Consider the following 21800-nt stretch of genomic DNA (forward strand, 5'->3'; position numbering starts at 1 on the left):
GCGCGACCGCTCGACCGGTCTGCCCTCAGGCCACCGTCGGCCGGGCGGCGTCGACAAGCGCGCGCAACAGGCGGAGGCTCTCCGGGTCGAGACGCTCCTCGGGGTGCCACTGCACGCCGACGACGAACGAGCCGTCGTCCGTCTCGGCCGCCTCGATCACCCCGTCCGGGGCGAACGCGGTCGCGACGAGTCCCGCCCCGAGCACGCCGACGCTCTGGTGATGGTGCGAGGCGATCTCGATGCGGGGACTTCCGATGATGCGCCGCAGCCGGGTGCCGTTCCGGATCTCGACCGGGTGCGCCGTGAAGGTGCCGACCAGGTCCCGGTGCGGCACGGGGTCGGTCGTGTCCCCGAGGTGCTGGACCAGGGATCCGCCCAGGGCGACGTTCAGCACCTGCAGTCCCCGGCAGATGCCGAGCACCGGGATCCCGCGGCGGATCGCCTCGCGGGCGAGCGCGATCTCGAGCTCGTCGCGCACGCGGAGCGGCGGGTCGTTCTCGACGTGGGCCTCCTGCCCGTAGAGCGCGGCGTCGAGGTCGCGGCCGCCGGGGAGCAGGAGCCCGTCGATCCGGTCGAGCAGGCGGCCCGGATCCGCGAGGTGGGTCTCGAGCGCCGGGAAGAGCAGCGGGGCGCCGCCGGCGAGCTCGACGGCGCGCGGGTAGCTGTGCGGGATCCCGTCGGTCAGGATGCGCTGCCACGCCCCCGAGCTCGAGACCTTCCGGTCGGTCACGAACCCGATCAGAGGCGCGCCCGCGCGCCCGGTCACGGCGCGCCCAGGGGGCTGTCGTCGGTCCAGTCGGTCACGCCCCATGTCGTGGCCAGCCAGACGCAGTCGGCACCGTCGTCGGCGCCGTGCCAGTGCGGCTCGTCCGGCGCGGTGCGGATCACGGTCCCTGGCGCGATCCCGGTCGTCGTGCCGTCGACGCTGCCGACGCGTCCGGTGCCGCTGACGAGGGTGAGGATCTGGCCGCCCGGGTGGCTGTGCCAGTGCGTGACGGCGCCCGATTCGTGGTGGATCCGGGCCAGATCCACCTCAGTGGCACGATCGCTCGGGCCGAGGGCGCCGGTGAGGCCCGGATCCTCCGCTTCGATGATCATCTCGAGCTGCACGGGGCCGGTGAAGCGCCCGTTGTAGACATACCCGCGGTCGCCCTCGCGAATGACCCGCACGATCAGGCCTCCGCCCGGACGGGGTTCGCGATGCGTCCGACACCGGGGATCTCGACCTCGACGACGTCGCCCGGGCGCAGGTAGCGCGGCGGAGTCCGTTCGTCGCCCACGCCGCCCGGGGTGCCCGTCGCGATCAGGTCGCCCGGTTCGAGGGTGACGCCGCGGCTCAGGTACGAGATGACCGCGGGGATGTCGAAGATGAACTGGCGGGTGTTGCCGTCCTGCATCAGTTCGCCCGAGAGCGTGGTGCGCACGGGCAGGTTGTCGCGGGCTTCGGCGTCGGGGAACGAGTCGAGGCTCACGACAGCCGGCCCGACGGGGGTGAAGGTGTCGAAACTCTTGCCGAGGGTGAACTGCCGCATGGGGGTCTCGAGCTGCGCGCGGCGCCCGGAGACGTCGTTGAGCACGGTGAAGCCGCCGACGTAGTCCCAGGCATCCTCCTCGGAGACGCGGTAGGCGGGCTTCGAGATGATCACACCGAGCTCGCCCTCGTAGTCGGTCCGGGTCTCCTCGTGCGGGATCACGATGGGGTCGAACGCTCCGGTGACGGAGCTCGGGAACTTGCCGAACATCATGGGGACGTCGGGCAGCTGCAGGTTGGTCTCCTCCACGTGCGAGAGGTAGTTCAGCCCGATCGCGAGGATCTTGCCGGGGGTTCCCGGGGCGAGCACGTGCACGTCGCCGATCTCGTGCGTCTCGCCGTCCGCGCCCGCGATGAGCGCCCAGCCGTCGGCGTCGGGCACGAAGCCCGCGGCCGGGGCGTCGCCCGCGGTGGTGATGGTGGTGCCGTCGAGTCGGCCGAGGTAGCGTCGGCCGTCGCCGGTCTCGAAGTGGATCGCCTGGGTCATCTGGGCCTCCGGTGTCGGGGTGCGGTTCGATCCGGCTCCGCATCGAGCCGGTTACTTTGCAAGTATATGCATGCTCGCAAACGACACAAGTGGTCGGCGCGGGAGCCGATTCGTGGTGGAACAATGGGGGCGTGAACACCTACATCGAGGCCCTCGCCGAAAACCTGCGCCAGCTGCGCGCCACGCACGGGCTCTCGCTCTCCCAGCTCAGCGAGCGCTCCGGCGTCGCCAAGGCGACCCTCTTCAAGGTCGAGCGCGGCCGCACGAACCCCACGCTCGAGACCCTGGTGTCCATCGCCGAGACCTTCGATGTCCCGGTGCACAGCCTCATCGCAGTGGAATCGCGGGTCGAGGTGGAGGTCGTGCGCCTCGGGGAGGGCGTCGACATCTCGGACGACGCCAGCGTCGGCAGGGTGGTGCGCAACCAGGTCATCGGTGCGGGCACGCTCGAGGTGCACCATCAAACCTTCCGCCCCGGCGCGAACGAGACCTCGCCGTCCCACGGCGCGGGCACCCGCGAGCACGTCATCGTCGAGCGGGGCAGCATCCTGGTCGGCCCGGTGGGCGAGGAAGTCAGCCTGGGTCCCGGCGACTACGCGACCTACCTCGCGAACCGGACCCACCGGTGGCACGCTCCCGACGGCGAGGCCGTCGTCTGGATCATCCACACCTTCCCCAAGGTGGTGTCCGGGGCCGAGTAGCCTTCCGGATTTCGTCGGTGCGCCCCGTGGGGCGCGAGACTTTCGTGCGTCGGCACAACGTCGCGAAGTGACACTCAAAAGGACCAAAAGTACTCTTTTACGAGTACGTATTGTCCCGAAGAAGTGGAGACGTCATGCCGGTTCCCCAGCATCTCAAACCCAGTCCGTTCACCGATCGGGTGCCGCCCGAGCTCACCGAGGAGGAGTGGCTCGACGTCGCCGGCCAGGCCACCCCCGAGTGGGTGACCGGCACCGACCGCGAGTACCGGGCGTTCCGCGCGGGCGTCGGCATGATCGACTTCTCGATGCTCCCCAAGTGGGAGATCACCGGCCCCGGCGCGATCGCGGTGCTCGACGCCGTTTTCAGCCGCGACGTGATCCGGCTCGCGCCCGGCAGCATCGCCTACGGTGCCATCGTGACCGAGGACGGCTACATGATGGACGACTGCACGGTGCTCGTCTACGGCGCCGACCACGTGCGCGTCACCGGCGGCAACTGGGAGGTCGAGGAGGTGATCCGCCTGCACCTGCTGCCCGGGACCGAGCTCGTCGAGCTGCGCGACACCATCGCCACCCTCTCGGTGCAGGGCCCGCGCAGCCGCTAGACCCTGCAGCGCCTCACCGATACGGATCTGAGCGACGCGGCCTTCCCGTATTACACGTTCCGCACCGGCATCGACCTCGCCGGGATCCCCGCACACATCAACCGCATGGGGTTCACTGCCGAGCTCGGTTACGAGGTGATGGTGCCGGTCGAACGCGGCGTGGAGCTCTGGGATCGTGTCGCCGAGGCCGGAGCCGAGTTCGGTGCGATCGGCTGCGGCGGCGGCGCGCTCATGATCGTGCGGGTCGAGGCCGGCCTCATCATGGGCGGGCTCGAGTACGACGCCGAGACGACGCCGTTCGAGTGCCGCATGGGATGGGCGGTCGATCTCGACAAGTCCGCGTTCCAGGGGCGCGAAGCGCTCGTCGCGCTCAAGGAGCGCGCGCGGCGCACGATCGTCTCCCTCGTCGTCGACACCCCCGAGGACGCCGATATCGCAGAGCTCGAGGGCGCCGTCGTGCTCGACGGCGACGAAGAGGTGGGCCGGATCACGATGGCCGTCACCTCGCCGCACCTCGACGGTGCGACCCTGGCGCTCGCGCGCATCGCGAAGGGGCATGCGGCTCGGGGATCGCGATTGATCGTGCGCGGTCCGGACGGCGGGGTCGGCGCGGAGATCGTGCCGACCCCGGTCTACGATCCGCAGCGACTGCGGGTGCGCTCGTGAGCGCGGCGGATCGGGACGCACCCGGGAGCGCCGGCGGCGCGGCCCCGGCCGGCGCGATCCCGCACGTGCTGACCCTGCGCTGCGCCGACCAGCCGGGCATCGTCGCGGCCGTCGCGCAGACCGTCTTCGCGGTCGGCGCGAACATCACCGACAGCGCCCAGTACGCGTACGAGCGCACAGGCACGTTCACGCTCCGCATGGAGATCGACGTGCCCGACGCGGCGGCGTCCCGCTTCGCCGAGGCGCTGCGTGCCGAGCTCGCTCGCTTCGATCCCGTGCTTTCGCTGCGCCCCACGGCCGAGCTGCGCCGCGCGGTGATCATGGTGTCGAAGGCCGACCACTGCCTCTGGGATCTGCTCTACCACTGGGCGGCGGGCGAGCTCCCGGTCGACATCGTCGCGATCGTGAGCAACCACGAGGCGCTGCGGCCGATCGCCGAGGCGCACGGGGTGCCGTTCCACCTGCTGCCGATCACGCGCGAGACGAAGGCGGAGCGGGAGGCGGAGCTGCACCGGCTCGTGCACGAGCGCCGCGCCGACTTCATCGTGCTCGCGCGATACATGCAGATCCTGAGCGACGAGTTCTGCTCCCGCTACCCGGCGCGGATCATCAACATCCACCACTCGTTCCTGCCTGGCTTCAAAGGCGCGAAGCCCTACCACCAGGCCTACGACCGGGGCGTCAAGCTGATCGGCGCGACCGCCCACTACGTGACGAGCGACCTCGACGAGGGGCCGATCATCGAGCAGAACGTCGTGCGGGTGTCGCACCGGCTACTCGAGGACGATCTCGTGCGCACCGGCCGCGACGTCGAACGGCGCGTGCTCACCCGCGCCGTTCGGTTGCACGCCGAGGATCGTGTGATCCTGACGGGCGCGCGCACCGTGGTCTTCGACTGAGGCGCGGCGCGCTCGGGCTGCCGGGGCCCGAGCGCGCCGCCCTCTCGCCACAGCGACCGGGCCCGTTTCATCCTCTGCCGGAGCGGAAGGATGAAACGGGCCCGGTCGATGCTGCGCGGGGGCGGGCGCGCGGGGGCGGCGCGGGGCCGAGCCCGCTACTCGTGGTGCACGAGCCCGGCGTAGCGCTCCGGGCTGCGGCGCTTCGCGATCTTCGCGGCGACGACGCCCGCGGCGAACATGGCGACGGGCACGAGCTCGAGCACGATGTTGAGTGCCGGGCTGTCGACGGCGCCCGACAGCGAACCGAAGTTGAACATGGCGGTCAGCATGATGCTGCCCAGCACGACGAACGCGAGCACGGGGGAGACGGTCGACACCCACGCGTTGCCCCGCTTGGCCGGGTTGCGGCGGAAGTAGACGAAGATCGCCGCGCTCGTGAGCACGAACACCATGAGGATCGCGAGCGTGCCGACCGCGACCTCCCAGCCGATGAACGTGGCGGGTTCGAGCCCCGACAGCATCCAGAGCAGGATCGCGACGACGCCGACCGCGGAGGTCGCGACCGAGGCGATGAAGGGTGCGCCGGACTTCGGGTGCACCGCCGTGAGCCGCTGCGGCAGTACCGAGTGGCCCATCGAGTGCAGGTAGCGGGCGGCGATGTTGTGGTACGCGAGCACGCAGGCGAACATCGAGGTCAGCGCGACCACCTGCATGATCTGCGAGAAGACCGGCCCGACGTACCGCGCCCCCGTCTCGTAGACGATGGAGAACTGCAGCGCGGGGTCCGCACGCAGCGCCCGCATCACGCCGTGCGTGCCCCAGCCCTGCACGAAGCCCCACACCGCGAACGAGTAGAAGACGGCCGCCGATCCCAGGGTGATGTAGATGGCGCGCGGGATGGTCCGCTCGGGATCGCGGGCCTCGTCGCGGAAGATCGCGGTCGCCTCGAAGCCGAGGCCGACGCTGAAACCGATGAGCAGGCTGATGGCGAGCGGCGCCGAGAAGAGCACATCGGGAGTCAGGCCCGCGAACAGGGAGACGCCCTCGCTCGGGGTGCCGCCCCGCACGATCACGGCGACGTTCATGACGATGATGGTGAGCACCTCGACGATGAGCACGACGGAGAGCACCTTCGCGTTCACGTCGATGTTCGAGACGCCGAGCACGCCGACGATCGCGATCATGACGAACACCCACACGAACCAGGGCAGCCGGGGCGCATCGTCGCCGAAGAACCCCGCCAGGGTGTCGGTGATGGTCATCGCCATGAGCGTGTAGACGAAGCTCTGGAACACCAGGTAGCCCGCGATCGCGACGAAGCCGGCACCGACCCCGACGTCGCGGCCGAATCCGGCGGTGACGTAGGAGTAGAAGGCGCCGGCCTTCGGTACGTAGCGGGTCATCGCCGCGAAGCCGGGCGCGAACAGCATGAGCAGCATGGGTGCGATGAAGTAGATCGCCGCCATGCCGGCTCCGTTGCCGTTGAGCATGTTGGTCGGGGCCGAGACGAGGATCGTCAGCGGGGCCGCGGCCGCGACCACCATGAAGACGATCGCGATCGGGCCGAGCCGGCCCGTGAGGCGACCGGGGGTCGCGGAGGCGCCGGTGGCCACGGGCGCACCGGGGTCGAGGAGTTCTTCTTGCACAGACATCGTTGTCCTTCGGGAGAGTGCGGGGAGGCGGGTGGTGAGGGTCAGAGCGCGGGCCGCGCGGCCTGCAGCGTCTTGAAGACGCCGCCGCCGGGATCCACCACGACGCCCCACACGCCGAAGCTGCTCGTATTGTCGCGCGTATTGACGGTGCCGCCAGTCGCGGCGGCGGCATCGACCGCCGCGGCCTGGTCGGCGACGGAGAACCAGGGCAGCCAGTGCGGGGGCAGGAACGGCCGGGCCTCCTCGGCGACCTCGAAGGAGCCGCGCAGCGCGAGCCCGTCCGCGTCGCGGAAGAAGCAGACGTCGTGCGGGACCACCGGGTCATGCACCGAGTCGGGGAACAGCGCCCGCTGGAACGCGACCTCGGCGTCGAGGTCGTGGTTCGTCGGATCCACGAGTGCGAGGAAGCCGAGGCGCGTCGTGGGCGGGATCGCGCGGCCGGGGGCGGGGACGGCGAGCCCGAACGGCGCCCCGAACGGGTCGGAGAGGCGCACCGCCCGGCCCGGCGCGAGCATCGGTTCCGGATCCCGGAGCACCGCGGCACCCGCGGCGACCGCGCGAGCCACCGCCGCATCGAGATCCGGCTCGGTGCCGAGGAACACCTGCCAGCCGATCTCGGCGGCGGGAAGTCCGGGATCCACGAGCACGCCGGCCGCGATCGCGCCGTCGCGCGACAGCGTCCCGGTCGCCCGGCCGTTGCCGGCGGGCTCCAACCGCAGCTCGAGGCCGAGCACGGCGGCGTAGAAGTCCGCCAGCCCCTCGGCCGAGCGCACGCGCAGCTCCTGCCAGACCGACGCCCCGACCGGGTAGTCGACCGCCGCGCTCACGCGGCGACCCCCGCCTCGGCGGCGACGTCGGCCGGTGCGCCGTCGAAGTGGAACCCGACCGCCGGGGCGGCGAAGAACTGGAACTGGTCCGTGCGGCTCATCGTGGTCCAGATGTCGCGGAAGTACCGCTGCAGCCGCTGGCCGTCCTGCGATGCGCTCGTCCCGGCCGTGCGGATCAGCTCCTGCAGCGCCTCCCAGACCAGCTCCTCCGCGACGAAGTGCGCGTTGTTCAACCGCATGGAACGCGAACCGTCGAACGCGATCCCGTCCTCGGCGACCTGCCTGCCGTACTCGGCGTAGAGCTCGCCGTTGCGGATCAGGGTCGCGCTCGCCGCATCGATGCGCGACATCGACATGCCCAGCACGCGGCGCCAGTCGTCGTTGTCGGCGCGCATCGACCCCGTCGCGCTGAACGGCGCGCGGGTCGTGCGGATGATCCGCTCGTACTCGTCGCACGCGGCATAGCCGAGCCCCACCGCGACCGATGCGACCTCGCCCTCCGCGAAGCCGAAGAACACCCCCGAGTACATCGGGTTGCCGTGCAGCGCGTATCCCGGGGTCGGCTCGGCGAGATCGGTGGTCCAGGTCTCGGGGCAGATGCGGTGGTCGGGCACGAACACCCGATCCATCTCGATGCCGTTCGAACCGCTTCCGCGCATCCCGATCACGGCGCCCCAGTCGTCGAGGACCGTGTAGTCGTCGCGGCTGACGACCGCCCAGGCGCGCGTCTCGGGCTCGCTCTCGGTGGCGGGGAGGATCACCGTCGGGAAGAAGTGGGTCGAGTAGGGGGAGCCGGAGCAGTACCGCCACTTGCCCGAGAGCAGGATCCCGCCCTCGACGCGCTCGACCCGCGCGCCCATCGGGTTGCCGGAGGCGGGGGCTGCGACGTACCCGCGTTCGCGATAGACCTCGCGCTGCGCCGACTCCGGCCAGTAGGAGGCCAGCGTCAGGTTGTGGGCGCAGGAGAGCGAGAGGCACCAGGCGGTCGAGGGGCAGCCGCGCGCCACCTCCGAGATCACGAGGTAGAACTCGCCGATGCCGAGCTCGAGCCCGCCGTAGCGGAGCGGCATCAGCATCCGGTAGAAGCCGTGCTCGACGAAGTACGCGTCGATCTCGGGCGCGAAGCGGCCCTCGTCCTCCGTGCGCTGCTGCGCCTCCCGCAGGCGGGGGCGGATCGCGCGGGCGGCCTCCACGAGTCGGGCGGTCTCTGCGCGCACTCGAGGATCGCCCGAGGTGATCGGGGTCGTGGCGTAGGGGCCGGAGAGGCCCGGCTCCTCGGTCATCGGCGGGGTCGAACGACCCGTTCCCCCGGCGGTCTCGAGGATCGTTCCGGCGCTGATCTTGGCTCTCGACATCGTTGTCTCGTTTCGTCTGCTGCGGTGATGTGCCGCTCAGTATCGCAACGGAGGAACAAGCGGGTCACCGAGCCCGGAGACGAATTCGACGGAGCCCGATGTGCACGCGGCACAGGCGGGATCCGGTCCGCTCAGTGGTGCGCGTCGTGCATGGTGCTGAAGCCGTAGAGGTTGCCCCAGGGGTCGTCGAGCACGGCGTAGCGGTTGAAGGGCGAGTCCGCCGGGGGGATTCGGACGCGCGAGCCGGAGTGCACCGCACGGGTGATCGAGTCCTCGACCGAGTCGACCTCGAAGTAGGTGATCCAGAACGGTCTCCGGCCGAGCTCGCCCATGCCGTGCAGGCGGAACACCCCTGCGGTGACGCCCTGGTCGTCGCAGAGCAGGCGCATGTCGTAGCGGTCCTCGGGCACCTCGACGACCCGGAGTCCGAGCAGCCGGGCGTAGAACTCCGCCGTCTCGGCCAGGTGCGGGGTCGCGCAGTCGAAGTTCACCGCGCTGCGCGACGCCGGGTCGTCGGCGGGGGCCTCGGCGCGGGTATCGAGGCGGACCCGCACCCCGCGCTCATCCGAGACGTAGCAGCGCAGTTCGCCGCCGCGCTCGACGAGAGCACGGCTCCAGTCGCCCGAACCGAGCCGTCCGAGGGCCTCTTCGGCGTCGTCGACGAAGAACACGGGCAGCCAGCCGCTCGGCTCCTCCTGCTGGGGGAGCCGCACGTCGTCGACGCCGACGCGGCGCAGCGCGTCGCCGGGGCGGCTGCCGGCCCCGAGGCCGAGCAGCCACTCGTAGTAGATCGCGGCCTCCTCGGCGTGGGAGGAAACGAGCTCGCAGCGCGACTCCCAGCGGTAGAACCCGGTGCTCGTGCTCATGCGTCGCCCTCCCGAGCGTGCTCGTTGTCGATCACGGCGAACGCGAGCCAGAGGTTCGCGATGTCGGCGCTGTCGTCGAGGTTCATGCCCAGCAGCTCCTCGATCTGCCCGCGGCGGTAGCGGAGCGTGTTGCGGTGGACGAAGAGCGCCTGCGTGGTGGCCTGGATGCTGCGGTTGTGCTCGAGCAGCGCACGCAGGGTGGCCAGCAGCTCGCTGCCGTGCGCCGCGTCGTAGTCGATGACCGCGCCCAGCGTGGTCTTCACGAGCTCCCGCAGCGAATCCGCGGTGTTGGTCATGACGAAGAGCTTGGCGAGGTCGACCCTGCGGGGCGTGCGCACGCCGGGTCCCTCCTGCACGGCACTGAGCGCACCGTGGTAACTGGCCCGCAGTCCGGCGATCCCGGTGTGCGGCAGTCCTACCCCCACGCGGACCGGTTCGATCGCGTCGCCCGCGGCGAGGCGGCGACGGAACGTCTCGGCGAGGCGGTCGACCATGGCGTCGTCGGGGACCACCATCACCATCCAGTCCCCGATCCGGACCGGCATGAGCGGGTCGGGCAGGTCGTGGACGAGGGAGTAGAGGCTGCCGGAGGTGAGCTGCTGCCGGTCCAGCGATGCGTTGGGGTTCCAGCCGACGATGACCCGCTGGCGGGACTCGGCGTCGATGCCGAAGGGTCGGAGGCGTACCGAGGCGTCCGCGTCGGACACCCGCATCTCGAAGAGGTCGCCCATGAGCCCCGCGAAGAGCTGAGAGCGCCCCTGCTGCTTCGCCCGGAGCCGGCCGATCTCAAGCGCGAGCAGGTCGAGCACGACCGGGATCAGACGGGCCGGATCGCGTCGCGCGCGCACCGCCAGCAGTCCGACCGTCTCGGCGTCGAGGTCGACGGGGTGCACCGTGAGCTCCGACGGGCGGTCACGCCGGCGCCCGGCGAGCACCTCCTCGAAGTCCCACAGGGTCCGCCGGGGCGCGGACGACAGCACGTTGCCGTCCATGTCGAAGAAGGCGATCTCGGCGTCGAGCGCCCGGCGCGCGGATCCCAGCAGGTGCGCGAGGTCGCCGGCCCGGGTTGCGGCGATGAGGTGTCGCACCCGGTCGTCGACGGAACGCGTCGACGCGTCGGCCGTGCGGCCTGCCGCAGTGGTCATGTGCCTCTCCCCGTCCTCGTCGACCGCGATGCTGCCGCAGCCGCGGCTCAGTCGTAGATGCCGCGGTTGCTCTCGCGCTCCATCGCGATTGACTCGGCGTCGAAGCGGAAGTAGGAGCGCGGCGGAAGCATACCCCAGACGTTCGACGAGTGGCGGTCGTCCGGGTACTCGCGGGGGACGTGCAGCTCGTCGAGCTGCTCCATGTCGCAGTAGAGCTCGATGAAGCAGTCGAGCTCGGGGGTGCGCACGTAGCCGGCGAGGTTGCCGCCGATGCCGTGGCGCACGGGCCCCCAGGGGAACACCCGGTCGTGCTGCGCGAGGTGGTCGAAGGTGCTACGGATCTCTCCCCAGTCGCCCAGGTCGAAGGCGACGTGGTGGAAGTGCGACTGCCCCGTGTTCACGAAGGCGTTCACGTGGTGGTCGGCGCCGATCCGCATGAAGGCTCCGGCGTCGCTGCCGAGCCGGTCGGCGGTCTGCTGGCCCACCACGTTGGTGTAGAAGTCGACCATCGCGTCCACATCCGCGACGAGGTAGTTCACGTGCCCGAGCCTGCGGTACCGGCCGGGACGCAGGTCGGTCGTGCTGCGCGAGGCGATCGGGAAGCGATCCTGCCCCGTCCGCTCGCGGTAGGGCACGAAGCGCACGCCGTTGTTCTCGGGGTCGACGAAGTCGACGCCCTCGTCGCTGCGCAGGTAGTCGACGCCCACCTCGCGGAGGTGCTTCTCGGCATCGTCGAGCGAGAAGTCGGGGTGCAGGTTGTACGCCGCGTACTGGATCCCCGGGGTATTGGAACGCTCGATGACGACGGAGTAGGGCTCGTAGTTCACGGCGAGGCGGATCTCGTCGGGATCCTGCTGGCGTCGGACGAGACCGAACTCCACCTCCCAGGCGTGGGCCGAGGCGTCGAGGTCCTCGACTCCGAACTTGACGTGGTCGATATCGGCGAGCTTGATCATGGATGCCTCCTTGGGGCTGTCGTGCTGAGGGTGCCTCGAAGCGTACACGAATTGTTTCTTTTAGCAAACACTTGTAGTACCGTAATCAACACTTCGGGCCGGGAACGCCCGCGCGCAGCGGGCCTCCCGGTCGCCCACCGACCCGAAAGCAGGCCGCCATGACCGAATCCCTCCTCGTCGCCGAGGCTGACCGCATCGATCGGGACGACCCCGTCGATCTCGAACGGCTGGACCGCCTGCTCGCCCGTGGGATCCGCGTGATCCGCCTGATCCACCCCGACCTCTTCGGGCGGCAGCGGGGCAAACAGTTCCCCGTGTCCGAGCTGCCGGGGATCCTCGGCGGAGTCGCCTATTCGAAGGTCAGCCTCGCCGAGGACCTGTTCGGGGTGCCGGTCGACGAAGCGGAGTTCACGCAGCTCGCCGGCCACCCCGACCTGCACGCGCGCATCGAACCCGCGACCGCGATCATCCCGCCCTGGGAACCCGACGCGGTCTGGGTGCTCTCCAGCCTGTGGGAGGGCGACGCGCGCTCGCCGCTCTGCGCCCGGGGACAGCTCGTGCGCGCGCTCGAGGAGCTGCAGCGCGCGCACGGGTGCTCGGCCGTCGCGGCCGGGGAGCCCGAGTTCTACCTCTTCGAGCGCGACGCCGAAGGGCGGCCCACGCAGCGCCCGTACAGCGCGGAGGGAGTGTCGTACACGATCGACCGGGTGACCGACCCTGCCGGCGTCGTCGGCCGGATTCACCGCGGGCTCGTCGACCTCGGCATCGGCGTGACAGCGGTCAACCGGGAGTTCTCGCCCGGGCAGTTCGAGGTCAACCTCCGGCATGCGCCGGCGCTCGCCGCAGCCGATCGCGCGTTCCTGCTGAAGACGGCGATCAAGGAGCTCGCGGTGGTCGAGGGGCGCGCCGCGAACTTCATGGCCAAGCCGCTCGGCGGAGAGGAGGGGAGCAGCCTGCACATCCACGTCTCCCTGTGGCGGGACGACGCGAACGCGTTCGCCGGATCGTCCGAGGGTGAGCCCTCGTCCGGCGCTCCGCTCGCCGACGTCCTCCGCCACGCCATCGGCGGGCTGCAGGCGCACGCGCCGGCGCTGACCGCGCTGTCCTCGCCCACGGCGAACTCGTTCAAGCGATTGCAGGGCGAAGGACTCTCGCCCGATGCCGCCGACTGGGGCGAGGACGACCGACACGTCTATCTGCGGATCCCCGCGGAGCGCGGCCCCGCGACGCGCATCGAGCTGCGGGCCGGGGACGCGAGCGCGAGCCCGCACCTGCTGCTCGCGGGCATGATCCACGCGATCCGCGATGGCCTCGACCGCCGGATCGAGCCGCTCGACGCCGGGGCTCCGCTGCCGCGCTCGCTCGAGGACGCCATCGCCGCGCTCCGAGCCGACGCGGTGCTCGCGAGCGGCTTCGGACGGGAGTTCGTCGACGTCTACGCCGCATTGAAGTTGAGCGAGGCGCGCGCCGCCCGACTCGCGGTCACCGACTGGGAGTGGCGCACCTACCACTCGCACGCCTGAGCCCGGGCGGGGAGCCCTGCGGCTCCTGAGCCCGGGCGTCCGAAGCGCACAGCGGTCCGGTGCCCTTTCGGCGCCGCGCACAATGCGGCCGTTCCGCGCGGCTCGGCACAATCGAGGCAGCGACGGCGGGTGCGTCCCGTCGAGGATCGACGACGATCCGCAGAACGAAGGAGTTGTGGCCGTGACGAAGACCGAAACCGTGCTCGAGATCCCGCCGACCCGCGAGAAGTCGGACTGGTGGCGAACCGTGCTCGGCGAGTACCCGACCGGTGTCGCGGCCGTCACCTCGCGCGACGCGGACGGGGCGGACGTCGGTCTCGTCGTCGGCACCTTCATGGCGGTCTCGGAGTCGCCGCGGCTCATCGGTTTCATGACGCAGACGAACTCCCGGCGGGCCGCGCTGATCAAGGAGCAGGGCACCTTCTGCGCGAACGTGCTCGGCTACGGGCACGAAGAGCTCAGCCGCGGGATCGCCTCGGGCGATCCCGCGGCCATGGCGCGCGGGCGCTGGCAGCGGACCCCGCTCGGCAATGTCCGGCTCGCCGACGCGATCGCCTGGTTCGAGGGACGGATCGTGCAGGTGGTGCCGGCGGGCGACCACGAGATCATCATCGCCGAGGCCGGCGAGCTCGGCGTCGGCGACGGCGACTCGGGTCTCCCGCTGCTCTTCCTGCGGGGCGGGTACGGATCCTTCACCGTGCCGAACCGGGACTTCAGCGTCCCCGCCTTCGCCTCGCGGATGCGCGTGGCCGGGACCATCGGCCAGGTGGTCGGCGAGCTCGCGGAGGTGACAGGGACCGAGTGTCTGCTCACGACGGCGGTGAACGATTCCGTCATCGTCCTCTCACAGGCCGGGGCGCTGCCCGGCCGCCCGGCCGACGGCATCGTCGGCATGGTGTTCCCGTTCGCCGCGCCCATCGCCACGGTGTTCGCCGCATGGGGGAGCGACGAGCGGCGCAAGGTCTGGCACGAGCACGCGCGGCACCTGCTGGGCCGGGTCGATCGGCCGCTGCTGCAGCGCCTCCTTGAATCGGTGCGCCTGCGCGGCTATGCGATCTCGACGGGCGACACGATGGCGGAGCGGTTCGACCGCATCGCCGACGACCCCGACAGCACGCGGGCGGAACTGGCGGAGCTCTGGGCCGGGGTGGTCCGCGACATCGAAGGCGCGCTCGAGCCTGAGGCGCGCTGCGTCGACGTGAGCTCACTGCAGTTCCCGGTCTTCAACGCGATCGGCGAGGTCGAGTTCGAGCTGGTGGTGAGCGGGGTGAGCCCCGACTCGCAGAGCGCGGACTTCGCCCGGGTGGTCGAGCGCGCCCGGGAGGCCGCGGACCGGCTGACCGAGCTGGTGGGCGAGCGGTTCCCGCGGGTGGCTCGGGGCGGCGGCCCGGCCCGCTGAGCGCTCGGGTCCGATACTTCTCCCTCCGAAAGGCTTGACAGCGCGCGCCACGGTGCCTAGGTTCATTAGTGAAGTAATGAACCGATGAAGACCGAAGAGGAGGCGCCCGTGTTCGACGATTCGCGGCCGATCTTCGTGCAGCTCGCCGATCGGATCTCCGACGACATCCTCCGCGGCACCTACGCCGAGGAGTCGCAGGTGCCCTCGACCAACGAGCTCGCGGCGTTCCTGCGCATCAACCCGGCGACCGCCGGCAAGGCGCTCAACCTCCTCGTCGACGACGGCGTGCTCTTCAAGAAGCGCGGCATCGGCATGTTCGTCTCGCCCGGAGCCAAGCGGCTCATCGGCGACCGGCGGCACGAGAGCCTCATCGCGGGCTTCGTCGACCCGCTCCTCGACGAGGCGACCGCGCTCGGCCTGGCGCCGACCGCGCTGATCGACCTCGTCGCCCGCCGCAGCGCAGAACGCGCGGGCGCCCCCGCAGACTCCGCATCCGACCCCCACCCCACGGAGGCAACGCCATGACCGCACCGACGCAGAACGCGATCGAGGTCCGCTCGCTGACCCGCACCCACGGGTCCGTCCGCGCCCTCGACGACGTCACCCTCGCCTTCCGGCGAGACACCATCACCGGGCTGCTCGGCCGCAACGGCGCCGGCAAGACCAGCCTCATGTCCATCCTGTCGGCGCAGGACCGCCAGACCTCCGGCGAGGTCCTCGTCGAGGGCGAGCCGCCGTTCGAGCACGCACGCGTCGTGGAGCGCATGTGCTTCATCCGGGACAACCAGCGGTACCCCGACGACTACAAGCTGAAGCACGTGCTGCGCGGTGCGCGCATCGGCTTTCCGGAGTGGGATCAGGCCCTCGCCGACGAGCTCGTCTCGCTGTTCCGGATCCCCGAGAAGCCGGTCGTGAAGAAGTTCTCGCGCGGCCAGCTCTCGGCGCTCGGGATCGTGATCGGGCTCGCCTCGCGTGCACCGATCACCTTCTTCGACGAGCCTTACCTGGGCCTCGACGCCACCGCGCGCACGCACTTCTACGACGTACTGCTGCGCGACTACGCGGAGCACCCGCGCACGATCGTGCTGTCGACCCACCTCATCGACGAGATGGAGCAGCTGCTCGAACGGGTCGTGATCCTCGACCGCGGTCGCCTGCTGCGCGACGCCGACGTCGACGAGCTGCGCGGGGCCGCGCACCAGGCCACGGGCCGCGACGCCGATGTCGCCGCCTACGCCGAGGGCCGCAGCGTGCTCAGCCGGCACCGCATCGGCGGGCTCGCCACGGCCGTGATCGACGGCCCGCCGAGCCCGCAGGATCGTGCCGCCGCTGCCGAGCGCGGAATCGACATCGGCTCGGTCGGCCTGCAGGAGCTCGTGGCCGCCTACGGCTTCGACGGCGCAGACACCCCCACCGAGCGGCCGGGCGCAGACACCGACCGCCCCGCCACCATCGCGAACGGAGCCCGCTCATGAACCGCATCGGCAAGGTCATCCGCCTGCACCTCAACAAGCCCTCCACGATGTTCGTCGCGCCCCTCACGATCGTGCTCCTGGTGCTCGTGATGTCGGCCATCATCGCGCTCGCCCTGCAGCGCGGCGGGCTCGACCCGAACGACCCCGGCTACGCGGTCGGCGCGCGCTACAACTCGGGCATGATGTGGTCGCTCCCCGGCTTCCTCGTCTACTACGGGGTGCAGGCGGTCGCCACCACCTTCCCGTTCGCCACGGCCACCGGCAGCACCCGCCGCTCGTACGTGCTCGGCACGGCGATCGCGAACCTGATCCAGTCGGCGTTCATCACGGCGATCATGCTGGCGCTGCTCGGCATCGAGCTGGCGACCGGGCACTGGTTCATGAACGTCTACGCCCTCGACGTCAACGGCCTGGGCGCCGGCAACCCGTTCGTGCTCGCCCCGGTGGTGTTCCTCGGCACCTTCACCCTGCTCAGCATCGGAGGCGTGTTCGGGGCGATCTGGCTCCGCTTCGGTCCGAAGGGGCCCGCGGTGCTCGGTCTCCTGCTCGGCCTCGCGGCCGCTCTCTCGGTGCTGCTGCTCGCGCCGCAGCTCGGCGAGATCATCCCCGCGATCACCGGAGGGATCCTCGCCGGGGTCGCCGTTGCGATCGCCGCGATCGCGCTCGTCGGCACCTGGCTGTCGATGCGCCGCACCTCGGTGCGCTGACCGGCGCCTCATCGCACCGCGCCGAACGGCGGGGCCTCCATCGGGGAGGCCCCGCCGTTCGGCGTTCCGCGCCCGCCCGGCCACGCATACACTGCTGCAATGACGATCCTCCAGGCGCTGCTGTCGTTCTCCGTCGTCGCGATGCTGCTCACGATCCTGCCGGGCATCGACAGCTCGCTCGTGCTACGGCAGGCGCTCGTGCGCGGCCGCGGCACGGCCATCGCGACGGGCATCGGGATCTGCCTCGGCTCCTTCGTCTGGGGCGTTGCAGCTGCCGTCGGTGCCGCCGCACTGCTCGCCGCCTCCGAGTTCGCGTACCGCATGGTCACCTGGCTGGGCGCGGCCTACATGATCGTGCTCGGCGGCACCCTGCTCTGGAAGGCGATCTTCTCGAAGCGGAACGGCGCGGAGGCGCAGGCCGCGGCCGCGGGCGCCGAGCCCAGCACCGTGCCGGCATCGCCCTGGCGCGCGGGCCTCGTGGGCCTCGCCTCGAACCTCGCGAACCCCAAGGTCGGGGTCTTCTACGTCGCGACCATCCCGCAGTTCATCCCGCACGGCGCCTCGCCCGTGCTCATGGGGCTGGCGCTCGCCGCGGTCCACGCGGTCCTCACGGTCGTCTGGTTCGGCATCCTCATCGTGCTCGCGACGTACGCGTCGCGCTGGCTGCGCCGCCCGAAGACGATCCGCGCGATCGACGGGGTCACCGGCACGGTGCTCGTCGGCTTCGGCGCGAAGCTCATCGCCTCGCCGACGGCCTAACGGCGGTGCTGCGCGGCGTCGCGACCGCGCCGGTCCGGCCGCGCGGAACGCGACCGGACCCGCGCCGGTTCAGGCGGTGACGTGCGCGCCCGGCTGCCCGAGCACCCGCGCCGCCGCCGCGATCCCGCGCTGCGCGGCATCGGCGGGCTCGGCCCCGCCCGCGACGGCGAGCAGGAAGCCCGCGGCGAAGTGGTCGCCGGCACCGGTGGTGTCGGTCACCTCGCCGATGGGCGGCACCGGTACCTCGAGGCGCTCGGCGCCCGTGCGGATCACGACGGGGTCGCCGCCGTGCTTGATCACGACGGTGCGCCCGGCGGGCGGTTCGACGAGGTCGAGCCCGAGCAGCGCGGCCTCGTCATCGTTCGCGAACACGAGCTGCGGGTCGATCTCGTCGAGGATCCCGCGCACCCGCTCGGAGCCGAGCCAGGTGATGAGTCCGGCCGACGAGGCGTCGACGCTGACGGGGATCCCCCGCCGGGTCGCCTCGGCGCACAGGCCGTGGAACACCGCGGCCTCCGGGGTCGTCTCGAATCCGTAGAGGGGCACATGCAGGCGCGAGGCGCCGTCGAGCCAGCTCGGGTCGAAGGGTTCGACCTCCTTGGCGGTCGCGCGGTCGGGCAGCATGGTGCGCTCGCCCGAGCGGTCGATCAGGATCACGATCGTGCCCGTCGTGCCGGCGACCTGCGCCCGCGTCTCGACGCCGACCCGCTCGAGGTCGGATACGAGCCGCTCGCCGACGCCGTCGTCGCCCACGCGGGTGAGGAGCCGGGGCCGCCCGCCGTGCACGGCGAGCGCCGTGGCGACGTTCGCCGCGCTCCCGCCGCGCACCCGGAAGATGCGGGACCGGGTGTCGGTGCCGTAGGCGATGTCGTCGTCTGCCCACACCACGATGTCCTCGACGAGGTCGCCGGCGACCGCGATCACGGGTGCGCCCGCATCGCCGTTCACCGCGGTGCTCATTCCGAGAGGGCGCTCAGCGACAGCGCGATCTGCGCGCCGAGGTCGACGTTGCCGCGGTAGGCCGCGAGGTTCGCCGCCATGCTCTCGCCACCGGTCGACTTCGCGAAGTAGTCGAGGAGGAACGGGGTTGAGTCGTGGCCGTGGACGCCGTTCGCGACGGCTGCCGAGAGGGCCTCGGCGAGCACGCGGTCGTGCAGCTCGGGAGAGAGCTGCAGATCGGCCGACACGGGGTTCGCGACCAGCAGCGTCGAGTCGATGCCGAGCGCGTCGCGGGCGACGGCGATGCGCGCAGCCTCCTCGGGGCTGCCGATCGAGTACTCGATGTCGAAGCCGGAGTCGGCGACGTAGAAGCCCGGGTAGTCGGTCGTGCCGTAACCGACGACCGAGAGGTTCAGGGTCTCGAGGCGCTCGAGGGTGAGGCCGATGTCGAGGATCGACTTCACGCCGGCGCTGACGACGACGAGCGGGAGGCCCGCGAGGGTGCCGAGGTCGGCGGACTCGTCGAAGGTTGTCTCGGCGCCGCGGTGCACGCCGCCGAGGCCGCCCGTCGAGAAGACGCGCACGCCCGCCTGCACGGCGAGGTAGGCGGTCGCCGCGACGGTGGTGCCCGCGCTGAGGCCCTTCGCCACCGCGATGGGCAGGTCGCGCAGGCTGGCCTTGACCGCGGAGTCGTCGCGCGAGAGGCCGACGAGCTCGTCGGTCGAGAGGCCCACGGTCGGAGCGCCGTTCACCACGCCGATGGTGGCGGGTACGACGCCCGCAGCGCGGACGCGCTCCTCGGTCTCGAGGGCGAGCTCCTCGTTCGCCGGGCGGGGGAGCCCGTGCGTCAGGATCGTCGACTCGAGCGCGAGCACCGGGCGCCCGTCGCGCACCGCCTCACGGACCTCGTCGGAGACACGTACCGCATTCGTCATTTCTGCTGCCCTTCGTTGCGCATGTGATCGGAAGAGTCCACCCTATGGAGCGCGATGCTCCCGGGGCAAGGGGTGGTTCAGGTTGCGGTTCGATAACGGAGATTGACGTGCGGGGCGCGCGGGTATTCACTGATCTCCAGTGTTGAAACCCGCGTAACATGCCTGCGAACACGATGGAGTGCGGAAAGGGGTGGGTGCTGTGGTCGGACGAGTTGACGTCGCGCGCCTCGCCGGGGTGAGCCCCGCCGTGGTGTCGTACGTGCTGAACGATTCCCACCCCGTCGCGCCCGCCACCCGCGAGCGGGTCGTCGCCGCCATCGACGAGCTCGGCTACCGACCCAACGCGCTGGCCCGCAGCCTCGCGACGGCGCGCACGCACACCCTCGGCCTCCTGCTCCCCGAGTCGGCCAACCCCTACTTCGCGCGGCTGTCCTCGGCGATCGAGGACGCGGCGTTCGAGGCCGGCTTCGCCGTGCTCCTCGGCAACGGCGTCGACAGCACCGCGCGCGAGCTCGGCTACGTGCGCGCGTTCCTCGACCGCCGGGTCGACGGCATCATCGCGGTGCCCGGCGGCGACTTCGCCGAGGGATGGCGCGAGCTGCAGGCCGCCAAGGTGCCCGCGGTCTCGCTCGACCGCCTGCAGGCCGGGATCGACCTGCCCTCGGTCGTCGTCGACAACGCCGGCGGCGCGCGCGCCGCGACCGAGCACCTGATCGAGCACGGACGCACCCGGATCGCCTGCCTCACCGGCGGCGAGGGCCTCTCGTCCGCGCAGGAGCGCGTGATCGGCTGGCGCGGCGCGCTCGCCGACGCGGGGCTCCCCGCCGAGGACCGCCGCCTCGCCTTCACCCCCTTCAGCGTCGAGGCCGGCCACGCCGCCACCCTCGAGCTGCTCGAGCGCGACCCCGCGATCGACGCGATCTTCGCCGGATCCGACACCCAGGCGGTCGGAACGCTGCGCGCGCTCGCCGACGTCGGCCTGCGCGCGGGCGAGGACGTCGCGATCGTGAGCTTCGACGGCACGCCGATCAGCGACTACACGACCCCGCGCCTCACCACGGTGGTGCAGCCCTACGCCGAGATCGCGACCGAGGTGGTGCGCATGCTGCTCACCCTCATCGAGGATCCCGCGCAGGACCGCAGCCGGCTGCACCGAGTGCTGCCGACCACGCTGCTGCGGCGCGACACCTGCGGATGCGGCCCGGCCGCGCGCTCGGACGCGGAGCGCGTCCCCGCGCTCGCCGGTGCCTCCGCCACGACGACTCGTATCGAACAGAACCAGACGGAACCGAAGGAGTTTCTATGAGAAAGCACATCACTGGCGCCGTGGCCCTCGCCGCGGTCGCCGCACTCGCCCTCAGCGGCTGCAGCTCGTCCGGCAGCGGCGGCGACAAGGGCGGCGACAAGTCGTACGCCGTCGCCAACGTCGTCAACGGAAACCTGGGCGACCAGGGCTTCTTCGACGACTCGGAGACCGGCATGGCCGAGCTCAAGAAGATGGGCATCGACACCAAGACGCTGCAGGCCGACGCGGGCAACCAGTCGCAGTGGAAGGCCAACGTCGAGTCGGTCTCGACCGGCAAGTACAACCTCGTCGTCGTCGGCACCTGGCAGATGAACGACATCCTGTCGGCCGCTGCGAAGAAGTTCCCGAAGCAGCACTACGTGATCTACGACTCCGCGGTCGAGGCGCCCAACGTGGCCTCGATCCAGTACGCGCAGAACGAGGGCTCGTTCCTCGCCGGCGTGGTCGCCGCGTCGACGGTCAAGAACCAGACCGGCCTCGCGAAGGGCTCGAAGAGCGTCGGCTTCGTCGGCGGCCAGGACGCGCCCCCGATCACCGACTTCTTCGCGGGCTTCGAGGCCGGCGTGAAGGCCGTCGATCCGAGCATCGAGGTCCAGAAGGCCACCGTCGGCGACTTCGTGAACTCGACCAAGGCCTACGACCAGGCCACGGCGATGTACCAGAAGGGCGCGGGCGTGGTCTACGCCGTCGCGGGTCAGGCCGGCCTCGGCGTGCTGAAGGCATCGAAGGACTCGAACAAGTTCTCGATCGGTGTCGACAGCAACCAGAACCAGATCCAGCCGGGCCACGTGCTCGCCTCGATGCGCAAGTTCATCGGCAACTCGATCGTCACCGCGGTCAAGGCCGATCAGAAGGGCGAGCTGAAGTACGGCGCGACCACGACCTACGACCTGAAGAACAAGGGCGTCGGCCTCGACTTCGAGAACAACGGCGACCTCGTGCCCGCCGATGTGGTCAAGTCGGTCGAGGACTACACGGCCAAGATCGTCTCGGGCGAGATCACGGTCCCCAAGGGCTGATCCTCTCCCCGGTCGGCGACCGGTCGGTCCTCGGATCGACCGGTCGCC

General features: G+C 71.0%; 22 protein-coding genes and 1 pseudogene. 12 read left to right on the plus strand and 11 right to left on the minus strand.

Features of this window, described 5'->3' with window-relative positions; genetic code table 11:
* Positions 1-25: 25 nt before the first annotated feature.
* The 3 genes from ABD169_RS02615 to ABD169_RS02625 are packed head-to-tail and all read right to left on the minus strand — an operon-like array spanning position 26 to position 2018.
* Positions 26-811, minus strand: coding sequence for a gamma-glutamyl-gamma-aminobutyrate hydrolase family protein (locus ABD169_RS02615; RefSeq protein WP_344028917.1), 786 nt, complete (start codon positions 809-811; stop codon positions 26-28).
* Positions 763-1170, minus strand: coding sequence for a cupin domain-containing protein (locus ABD169_RS02620; RefSeq protein WP_344028920.1), 408 nt, complete (start codon positions 1168-1170; stop codon positions 763-765). The genes ABD169_RS02615 and ABD169_RS02620 overlap by 49 nt, the downstream gene beginning before the upstream one ends.
* Positions 1171-1172: 2 nt before the next feature.
* Positions 1173-2018 carry a fumarylacetoacetate hydrolase family protein gene (locus tag ABD169_RS02625; protein WP_344028922.1) on the minus strand — a complete coding sequence of 282 codons (846 nt, stop codon included), beginning with the start codon at positions 2016-2018 and terminating at the stop codon, positions 1173-1175.
* 131 nt (positions 2019-2149) lie between these two features.
* On the opposite strand from ABD169_RS02625, the gene ABD169_RS02630 reads away from it, so the two are divergent.
* The 4 genes and pseudogenes from ABD169_RS02630 to purU all read left to right on the plus strand — a co-directional run bounded on the left by ABD169_RS02630 (position 2150) and on the right by purU (position 4889).
* Positions 2150-2719 carry a helix-turn-helix domain-containing protein gene (locus tag ABD169_RS02630; protein WP_344028925.1) on the plus strand — a complete coding sequence of 190 codons (570 nt, stop codon included), beginning with the start codon at positions 2150-2152 and terminating at the stop codon, positions 2717-2719.
* 134 nt (positions 2720-2853) lie between these two features.
* Positions 2854-3648, plus strand: a pseudogene (locus ABD169_RS02635) (hypothetical protein); the annotation flags it as partial.
* Positions 3634-3990: a glycine cleavage T C-terminal barrel domain-containing protein gene (locus ABD169_RS02640; RefSeq protein WP_344031616.1), complete on the plus strand. Its 357-nt coding sequence runs from the start codon at positions 3634-3636 to the stop codon at positions 3988-3990. The pseudogene ABD169_RS02635 and the gene ABD169_RS02640, both read left to right, overlap by 15 nt.
* Before the next feature lie 56 nt (positions 3991-4046).
* Positions 4047-4889, plus strand: a complete 843-nt coding sequence (purU, locus tag ABD169_RS02645) for a formyltetrahydrofolate deformylase (RefSeq protein ID WP_344031618.1) — start codon at positions 4047-4049, stop codon at positions 4887-4889.
* Positions 4890-5044: 155 nt separating this feature from the next.
* On the opposite strand, the gene ABD169_RS02650 is transcribed toward purU, so the two are convergent.
* The 6 genes from ABD169_RS02650 to ABD169_RS02675 form a co-directional block, all read right to left on the minus strand.
* A complete protein-coding gene (locus tag ABD169_RS02650; protein WP_344028928.1) occupies positions 5045-6541 on the minus strand; it encodes an APC family permease in 1497 nt (498 codons plus the stop codon).
* Between the two features lie 41 nt (positions 6542-6582).
* Positions 6583-7368 carry a VOC family protein gene (locus tag ABD169_RS02655; protein WP_344028931.1) on the minus strand — a complete coding sequence of 262 codons (786 nt, stop codon included), beginning with the start codon at positions 7366-7368 and terminating at the stop codon, positions 6583-6585.
* Entirely contained in the window at positions 7365-8723 is a 1359-nt protein-coding gene (locus tag ABD169_RS02660) for an acyl-CoA dehydrogenase family protein (protein ID WP_344028934.1), read from the minus strand. Before ABD169_RS02660 ends, ABD169_RS02655 begins: the two co-directional genes overlap by 4 nt.
* A 131-nt stretch (positions 8724-8854) precedes the next feature.
* Entirely contained in the window at positions 8855-9589 is a 735-nt protein-coding gene (locus ABD169_RS02665; RefSeq protein ID WP_344028937.1) for a VOC family protein, read from the minus strand.
* A complete protein-coding gene (locus tag ABD169_RS02670) occupies positions 9586-10734 on the minus strand; it encodes a PucR family transcriptional regulator (protein ID WP_344028940.1) in 1149 nt (382 codons plus the stop codon). The genes ABD169_RS02665 and ABD169_RS02670 overlap by 4 nt, the downstream gene beginning before the upstream one ends.
* A gap of 47 nt (positions 10735-10781) precedes the next feature.
* Positions 10782-11690, minus strand: a complete 909-nt coding sequence (locus ABD169_RS02675) for a VOC family protein (protein ID WP_344028943.1) — start codon at positions 11688-11690, stop codon at positions 10782-10784.
* Between the two features lie 158 nt (positions 11691-11848).
* Between ABD169_RS02675 and ABD169_RS02680 the strand changes: the two genes are divergently transcribed.
* The 6 genes from ABD169_RS02680 to ABD169_RS02705 all read left to right on the plus strand — a co-directional run bounded on the left by ABD169_RS02680 (position 11849) and on the right by ABD169_RS02705 (position 17553).
* Positions 11849-13213 carry a glutamine synthetase family protein gene (locus tag ABD169_RS02680; RefSeq protein ID WP_344028946.1) on the plus strand — a complete coding sequence of 455 codons (1365 nt, stop codon included), beginning with the start codon at positions 11849-11851 and terminating at the stop codon, positions 13211-13213.
* Between the two features lie 181 nt (positions 13214-13394).
* On the plus strand, positions 13395-14612 hold the full coding sequence (locus tag ABD169_RS02685; RefSeq protein ID WP_344028949.1) for a flavin reductase: 1218 nt from the start codon (positions 13395-13397) through the stop codon (positions 14610-14612).
* 84 nt (positions 14613-14696) lie between these two features.
* Positions 14697-15137 carry a GntR family transcriptional regulator gene (locus ABD169_RS02690; protein WP_344028952.1) on the plus strand — a complete coding sequence of 147 codons (441 nt, stop codon included), beginning with the start codon at positions 14697-14699 and terminating at the stop codon, positions 15135-15137.
* A complete protein-coding gene (locus tag ABD169_RS02695) occupies positions 15134-16087 on the plus strand; it encodes an ABC transporter ATP-binding protein (RefSeq protein ID WP_344028955.1) in 954 nt (317 codons plus the stop codon). Before ABD169_RS02690 ends, ABD169_RS02695 begins: the two co-directional genes overlap by 4 nt.
* A complete protein-coding gene (locus ABD169_RS02700; RefSeq protein ID WP_046453744.1) occupies positions 16084-16794 on the plus strand; it encodes a hypothetical protein in 711 nt (236 codons plus the stop codon). The genes ABD169_RS02695 and ABD169_RS02700 overlap by 4 nt, the downstream gene beginning before the upstream one ends.
* Before the next feature lie 99 nt (positions 16795-16893).
* Positions 16894-17553, plus strand: a complete 660-nt coding sequence (locus ABD169_RS02705; protein WP_344028959.1) for a LysE family translocator — start codon at positions 16894-16896, stop codon at positions 17551-17553.
* 69 nt (positions 17554-17622) lie between these two features.
* Here ABD169_RS02705 and ABD169_RS02710 read toward each other — a convergent pair whose 3' ends face one another.
* A complete protein-coding gene (locus ABD169_RS02710) occupies positions 17623-18513 on the minus strand; it encodes a carbohydrate kinase family protein (protein WP_344028962.1) in 891 nt (296 codons plus the stop codon).
* A complete protein-coding gene (locus ABD169_RS02715; protein ID WP_344028965.1) occupies positions 18510-19427 on the minus strand; it encodes a pseudouridine-5'-phosphate glycosidase in 918 nt (305 codons plus the stop codon). Before ABD169_RS02715 ends, ABD169_RS02710 begins: the two co-directional genes overlap by 4 nt.
* Before the next feature lie 199 nt (positions 19428-19626).
* Here ABD169_RS02715 and ABD169_RS02720 point away from each other — a divergent pair, with 199 nt between their 5' ends.
* Both ABD169_RS02720 and ABD169_RS02725 read left to right on the plus strand, forming a co-directional pair.
* On the plus strand, positions 19627-20733 hold the full coding sequence (locus tag ABD169_RS02720) for a LacI family DNA-binding transcriptional regulator (RefSeq protein ID WP_344028968.1): 1107 nt from the start codon (positions 19627-19629) through the stop codon (positions 20731-20733).
* On the plus strand, positions 20730-21752 hold the full coding sequence (locus tag ABD169_RS02725) for a BMP family lipoprotein (RefSeq protein WP_344028971.1): 1023 nt from the start codon (positions 20730-20732) through the stop codon (positions 21750-21752). The genes ABD169_RS02720 and ABD169_RS02725 overlap by 4 nt, the downstream gene beginning before the upstream one ends.
* Positions 21753-21800: the final 48 nt, after the last annotated feature.

Origin of the sequence: Leucobacter iarius (assembly GCF_039530105.1) — a bacterium.
Classification (GTDB): domain Bacteria; phylum Actinomycetota; class Actinomycetes; order Actinomycetales; family Microbacteriaceae; genus Leucobacter; species Leucobacter iarius.